The sequence below is a fragment of the Mucilaginibacter sp. genome (assembly GCF_036383575.1).
Classification (GTDB): domain Bacteria; phylum Bacteroidota; class Bacteroidia; order Sphingobacteriales; family Sphingobacteriaceae; genus Mucilaginibacter.
The window spans coordinates 1-6,061 of sequence record NZ_DASVOB010000036.1 but is presented as its reverse complement, the minus strand read 5'-3'; the positions used below and the strand labels follow the sequence as shown (position 1 = coordinate 6,061).

Annotated in this window: 7 protein-coding genes and 1 pseudogene; 2 read left to right on the top strand and 6 right to left on the bottom strand. The window is 41.5% G+C overall.

The features are described 5' to 3' along the window. Nucleotides 1-27 precede the first annotated feature (27 nt). The 3 genes and pseudogenes from smpB to VF500_RS01210 all read right to left on the bottom strand — a co-directional run bounded on the left by smpB (nucleotide 28) and on the right by VF500_RS01210 (nucleotide 3,054). Nucleotides 28-479: pseudogene (gene smpB / locus VF500_RS01220) on the bottom strand (SsrA-binding protein SmpB). Between the two features lie 26 nt (nucleotides 480-505). Next, nucleotides 506-2,407 carry an Nramp family divalent metal transporter gene (locus tag VF500_RS01215; protein WP_330857923.1) on the bottom strand — a complete coding sequence of 634 codons (1,902 nt, stop codon included), beginning with the start codon at nucleotides 2,405-2,407 and terminating at the stop codon, nucleotides 506-508. Then, nucleotides 2,404-3,054: a metal-dependent transcriptional regulator gene (locus VF500_RS01210; RefSeq protein WP_330857922.1), complete on the bottom strand. Its 651-nt coding sequence runs from the start codon at nucleotides 3,052-3,054 to the stop codon at nucleotides 2,404-2,406. The genes VF500_RS01215 and VF500_RS01210 overlap by 4 nt, the downstream gene beginning before the upstream one ends. A 130-nt stretch (nucleotides 3,055-3,184) precedes the next feature. Here VF500_RS01210 and VF500_RS01205 point away from each other — a divergent pair, with 130 nt between their 5' ends. Beyond that, nucleotides 3,185-3,655, top strand: coding sequence for an Lrp/AsnC family transcriptional regulator (locus tag VF500_RS01205; RefSeq protein ID WP_330857921.1), 471 nt, complete (start codon nucleotides 3,185-3,187; stop codon nucleotides 3,653-3,655). Nucleotides 3,656-3,835: 180 nt separating this feature from the next. Here VF500_RS01205 and ung read toward each other — a convergent pair whose 3' ends face one another. After that, a complete protein-coding gene (ung, locus tag VF500_RS01200; RefSeq protein WP_330857920.1) occupies nucleotides 3,836-4,513 on the bottom strand; it encodes a uracil-DNA glycosylase in 678 nt (225 codons plus the stop codon). 72 nt (nucleotides 4,514-4,585) lie between these two features. Between ung and VF500_RS01195 the strand changes: the two genes are divergently transcribed. Beyond that, nucleotides 4,586-5,134 carry a hypothetical protein gene (locus tag VF500_RS01195; protein ID WP_091162705.1) on the top strand — a complete coding sequence of 183 codons (549 nt, stop codon included), beginning with the start codon at nucleotides 4,586-4,588 and terminating at the stop codon, nucleotides 5,132-5,134. Nucleotides 5,135-5,194: 60 nt separating this feature from the next. On the opposite strand, the gene VF500_RS01190 is transcribed toward VF500_RS01195, so the two are convergent. Both VF500_RS01190 and VF500_RS01185 read right to left on the bottom strand, forming a co-directional pair. Further along, the gene (locus VF500_RS01190) at nucleotides 5,195-5,413 is read right to left on the bottom strand and encodes a hypothetical protein (protein WP_090527160.1); all 219 of its coding nucleotides are present in this window, start codon (nucleotides 5,411-5,413) and stop codon (nucleotides 5,195-5,197) included. Between the two features lie 250 nt (nucleotides 5,414-5,663). Further along, the coding region (locus tag VF500_RS01185) for a DUF4332 domain-containing protein (RefSeq protein WP_330857919.1) at nucleotides 5,664-6,061 on the bottom strand (398 nt) is incomplete at its 5' end.

The window sequence follows — 6,061 nt, the reverse complement described above, 5'->3', positions numbered from 1 at the left end:
CTCCCCCTTTAGGGGGCTGGGGGGCAACTACCTTTTCATCACCCTGTCCAACTCTATCTTGGTATCGCGCTCTTTTAATGTTTCGCGTTTATCAAATGTCTTTTTACCCTGAGCCAATCCTATTTCCAATTTTGCAAAACCGCGCTCACTGATAAATAGGGCGAGTGGAACGATGGTTAATCCGCGTTCTTCGCCTCTGGTCTGGAGTTTTTTGAGCTCTTTTTATTTAACAGCAGGATGCGGTCGCGTTTAGCTTCGTGGTTATAGAACGAGCCAAATGAGTATTCAGAAATATGCAGGTTACGTACGTATAGCTGGTTGTTAATGAACGTACAAAAAGCGTCGTTAATATTAGCCTTCCCTTGTCTTATCGACTTGATCTCGGTACCCAGCAGTTGTATCCCTGCTACGTATTTATCGAGTATATGGTACTCAAAGTAGGCTTTTTTATTTTTTATGTAGATCTTATCCTCGCTCATAATTATTCGACCGCAAACTTACAAAATTAGTTTGACTGTGGCTTTACAACCAGTACCGGCACATTAACCTTGTGCCTTACAGAGTTTACGGTTGTGCCAAATATAAGATCTTTCAGCGCTTTGTGCCCGTGCGAGCCCATCACAATGAAATCGATCTTTTCATCCTTTACAATTTCGGCAATGGCACTGGCCGGGTTGCCGTAACCAATTTGTCCCTGGGCATTGTAGCCAAGGTTTTTTAAAGCACAAACATATTTATCGAGGTTGTTAAAATCGATCTGGGTTTCATTGTCCAGTACCTGGCCGCCATAGTAACGTGCGCCGGCAGTTTCAACAACATGTATCAATGTGTAATCGGCTTTTTTGCCGCCCTGCATTATGGCGTGGCGAAGACAATCAGTATCGTTTTTTGAAAAATCGATGGTTATGGCAATGTGACTATAAGTGATGGCATCAAGCTCGGTAATAGCATTGGCTATACCGTGTGGTACAATAGCTGGTCTGTCATAATGTTTAAATAACAATGGCCGTATAAAAACATAGATCAGCAATATAGCTATCCCAATAACAATCGGCACCACTATGGCATAGATCCATATTGGTGATGATGTGCCGTTTATCCAGTCGCCAATTTGTTCATATACCAGTTTGGCATTTAAAGCAACAATTAACAGGGCGCTTGCCCATGCCAATGCCCTTGTCTGGAAATTGATGGCAAATTTGCCCATTCTTTTCCTGTCGGAAGTAAAATGGATGAGGGGGATTACCGCAAAACCCAACTGAAGGCTTAATACAACCTGGCTTAAGATCAGGAGTTTTCCTAAACCCTCTTCTCCATAATAAAGTATGGTAAATACTGCCGGCACAATAGCCAACACGCGGGTAAGCAGGCGACGTAACCAGGGTTCTATGCGCAAGTTAATGTGCCCTTCCATAATTATCTGCCCGGCAAGGGTACCTGTAATGGTTGAGCTTTGGCCCGATGCGATGAGCGCTATGGCAAATAAAGTAGGTGCTATAGCACCGAAAATATGCTCGAGCAGTTTAAATGCATCCTGGATCTCTGCAACCTCAAAATAGCCGTTCCTAAAAAATGCACTTGCTGCTAATATCAAAATAGCTGCATTCACAAAAAATGCCAGATTGAGGGCGATAACAGTATCAAAAAGGTTGAATTTAATGGCAGCCCTGAAGCCCTCTTCCGTACGGGTTATTTTACGGGTTTGCACCAGCGATGAATGCAGGTATAAGTTGTGCGGCATTACCGTAGCGCCAATGATGCCGATAGCTATATAAAGCATCTGTTGGCTGATCTTGTCACCTTTAAATAAGTTGCCGGGAATAAAGCCCTTTGCTACCTCTATTACATCGGGTTTAACAATAAACATTTCGACCAAAAAAGAGAGCCCTACTATAAAGATCATTGAAATGATAAAACCTTCAAGTTTGCGCATGCCCTTATTCATCAGATAAAGCATCAGTACTGTATCGGTAATAGTAAGCGATACACCCCAGATCAAAGGAAGATGAAACAACAGCTTTAAGCCAATGGCCATACCGATGATTTCGGCAAGGTCACATGCTACAATGGCTATCTGAGCCAATATATACAGCCAAAAATTTGCGAAACGCGGATACGCATTTTTAGAGGCCTGTGCAAGGTCGAGCCCGCGCACTATCCCTAACCTGGCCGCCAGCGATTGCAGGAGCAGCGCAATCATGTTAGATACAAATAACACCCAGATTAGCTTATATCCAAAAGCACTGCCACCGGCAATATCCGTTGCCCAGTTACCCGGATCCATATAACCGACACTTACCAGGTAAGCAGGCCCCAGGAAAGCCATGAGCTTACGCCAGCCGGTTTTGTTTTCGGTGGTTACAGATCCGTGTACGTTGCCTAAAGATTCGGTGTGTGTATTATTCATAGGGCTATAAGCAGATTGTTAGCTACCTCACGACTGATGTGCACTTCATTATTGCCGGTTTGTACCACTACAGAATGGTCATATTCAATAATATCAGTGATCATTATTTTGCAGCCGATGGTAAGCTGTTTTTTATCGAGGTATTGTAAAAAGGATGAACTATGGTCGCGCACACCTGAAATTATACCGCTTTGGTTAACGGTTACCGCCGAGACAGGTTTTAATTCGTGCGTGTCAAACCGGCCATTACAATCTGGTATCGGGTCGCCATGCGGGTCATGTTTGGGATAGCCCATAAACTCGTCAAGGCGGTCAATCAGCTCTTCGGATGAGATATGTTCCATCTCTTCAGCAAGGTCGTGTACCTGGTCCCATTTAAAGTTAAGCTTCTCCACTAAAAAATATTCCCACAGCCGGTGCTTACGAATAATGCTTATAGCTATCTTTTCGCCGGAAGGGGTGAGGTTCACGCCCTGGTAAGGAGTATAGTTAATAAGCGCTTTATCGGCAAGCTTTTTCAGCATGTCGGTAACCGAAGATGCCTTGGTATTTAGCGAGGATGCGATTTGATTTGTACTTGCATTTCCATCATTTACAGCAAGATGATAGATGGCTTTTAAGTAGTTTTCCTCGGCTAAAGTATTCATTTAAACAAATCTAATAAATAATTTAGACTAATCTAAAAAAATAAACGTTAGGAAATATGTTTTCGTTGAAGTACTTTAACGAAAAATTAAATTTTGCGAAGCGAGGAAAATACTATATTTGCATACAACTATGGCCGCCGAATTAGATAAAATAGACCTACAGATACTCAAGATTTTACAGGAAAACGGAAGGATAACCAACCTTCAGCTGTCTAACGAGATAGGGCTTTCACCAGCACCTACTCTTGAACGTGTGCGTAAACTTGAGAACGCCGAATACAATAAAAGCTACCATGCCCTGGTAGATGAAGAGAAGTTAGGATTAGGTATCAAAACCTTTATCCAGATCTCGCTTGACTTTCATCAGAAAAACACCATTCAAACTTTTTTGGATGAGATCAAGAATATTAAGGAGGTTACCGAATGCCACCACGTAACCGGTCAGTGTGATTTTTTGCTGAAGGTATACGTACGCGACATTAAATCGTACGAGCAGCTCATTATGGAAAAGATCAGCCGCATCACCGTGGTAAAAACATTCCAAACCATGATGATCATGTCCACCAGTAAAAAAGAGCCTATAGTACCGCTGGAGTACTAAGAGAGAGTCAAGACTCAGGGGAAAGAATCAAGACTATAAGAAACAAGAGTCAAGAAGAAGGATTAAATATCTTTCATTTCTTGACTCTTTTTATTTTCAGACTTTTTTAAATCTTGGTTCTTGGCTCTTGATGTCTCGAATCTCTTCTCGACTCTTGTTTCTTGCCGTCTTGCCTCTCGCTCAACGTATTTGCCAGTCAATCTCTTTTTTACCTTCCTTTTTCAATATCTCATTAGTTTTTGAAAAAGGCTTGCTGCCGAAAAAGCCGCGATCCGCTGAAAATGGCGATGGGTGGGGAGAGCGAATAATAAAATGTTTCTTTTCGTCAATCAAAACTGCTTTCGATTGGGCAAAGGCACCCCATAGTATAAATACGATGCCTTCTTTTTTATCGGAGATGGTTTTGATCACCTCATCGGTAAATTCTTCCCAGCCTCTTTTTTGGTGCGAACCGGCATCGCCCGCCCTTACGGTTAAAGTGGCGTTCAGTAATAAAACACCCTGTTTGGCCCATTCTTCCAGATTGCCATGTGCGGGAAGGGTAAAGCCCGGAATGTCGCTTTGGAGCTCTTTGTAGATGTTTATTAATGAGCGGGGGATAGCAATACCTTTTTGCACCGAAAATGAAAGGCCATGCGCCTGATGGGCTCCATGATAGGGGTCCTGGCCTAATATCACCACCTTAACATCATCAAAATGAGTAGTGTTGAAAGCATTGAAGATCTCGCCGTTTTTAGGGTACACAGTTTGTCCGGATTCGTGCTCTTCCTTTAAAAATTGTTTGAGTTTTAGCATGTAAGGTTTATCAAATTCATGCTGTAAAACCTCGAGCCATGATGGTGGTAACGCAATCGCCATAAATATTTATATAGAAGTTGATTAAGCGTACAAATAAACTGATATTTGTGCTAATATATAGTAACACAAATTATGTCAAATATTGTTCGGTTAGTTATTGCTTGTGTAGTGATGGGTGCGGCGGTTGCCCTTTGTGCATTCGGTTTTTGGGGATGGGGTATTTTTGTTCTGTTAATGGGCGGTATTATACTGCTTAGCTTCTTCTTTAACGAGAATATGATCATAGCCCAGTATTTTTTACGTAAGGAAAATTCTGAAAAGTCAGAAGTATGGTTGTTGAAAATTACCGATTACGAAAAACAGCTGCACAAAAACCAGCACGGTTACTACAACTTGCTGATCGGTTTGATCGAATCACGCAAGGCGCCAATGAAATCAGAGAAATATTTTAAGAAAGCTCTGTCGCTGGGGATGAAAATGTCGCACAATATAGCTTTGGCGAAGTTGAGCCTGGCTGGCATTTCAATGGCTAAGCGTAACAAGCGCGAGGCGCAAATGTATTTGTCAGAAGCTTCAAAAGATGACAAGAACAAATTGCTTACCGAACAGATCAAAATGATGAAAGGCCAATTAGCCCAGATGGATAAGCAAGTAGTAAGAGGTGGATATCGTCAGTTCTAAGAAAAAGAACAGATAGGAAAAGGTATAAAAAATAAAAGGGACGCGAAAACCGCGTCCCTTTTATTTTTCTTCAATGGCGCTGAAATAATCAGGCGTAGCTGAATGGTTTTGATAAGGCTGAACGTAGCTATCTGTGTATGATGAATATTCAGATTCTTCAGACGGGTTTGCCACTTCAACAAGCTTCAATAAACTCCTGATGAACGACAGGTTAAAATTGCTCCTGTTAAGTTTGATCAGGTATTCGTTTTCGGTGATCTCCAATATTGAGTTGGTCATGATATTTGTATATATGTGTTTATTACAATAATAGCCAACTCTTTTTAAATGAAAGTATTATTTTTTTTAAGCTTTTGTTAAGAAATTATAACCGCTGATTTGAGAGATTACGCTGATTGCGTTGGATTTTTTTATCGAGAACCTTGATTTTCTTGATTAAAAGATTTTATGATTGATCATAAACTAAAATGGCCTGCGCGAAGCAGGCCATTATTAAGGGTAATCCTAAAATCGTAAAAATCAAGGTTCATTATTCAAACCAAGCCATTACCTCTTCTTTGGTCGGCATGGTAATATCGAGTTTTAGTTTTTTACGCATCCCGCCAAGATCATTAAATACCTTGTTGGGGTTAGCTGCTTTTAATTCTTCAACGGTATTAAAGCCCATTTTATTCAATATCGGAACCCATTCAGCAGATACACCTATGTTTATAAAGTCCTCCGCAGTGGCGACCTTGGCTTTTTTCTCAGGACGCATTTGTGGGAAAAACAATACTTCCTGGATGGTGCTCTGATTCGTCATCAGCATTACCAGCCTGTCGATACCGATACCTAAACCAGATGTTGGCGGCATACCGTATTCAAGTGCACGTAAAAAGTCGTCATCCATAGCCATAGCCTCATCATCACCGCGACCGGCCAGGATCA

Excerpts from the sequence above, each read along its gene's own strand:
- VF500_RS01190 (WP_090527160.1), bottom strand. The coding sequence starts at position 5,413 with ATGACCAACTCAATATTGGAGATCACCGAAAACGAATACCTGATCAAA.
- VF500_RS01195 (WP_091162705.1), top strand. The coding sequence starts at position 4,586 with ATGTCAAATATTGTTCGGTTAGTTATTGCTTGTGTAGTGATGGGTGCG.
- VF500_RS01205 (WP_330857921.1), top strand. The coding sequence starts at position 3,185 with ATGGCCGCCGAATTAGATAAAATAGACCTACAGATACTCAAGATTTTA.
- ung (WP_330857920.1), bottom strand. The coding sequence starts at position 4,513 with ATGGCGATTGCGTTACCACCATCATGGCTCGAGGTTTTACAGCATGAA.
- VF500_RS01210 (WP_330857922.1), bottom strand. The coding sequence starts at position 3,054 with ATGAATACTTTAGCCGAGGAAAACTACTTAAAAGCCATCTATCATCTT.
- VF500_RS01215 (WP_330857923.1), bottom strand. The coding sequence starts at position 2,407 with ATGAATAATACACACACCGAATCTTTAGGCAACGTACACGGATCTGTA.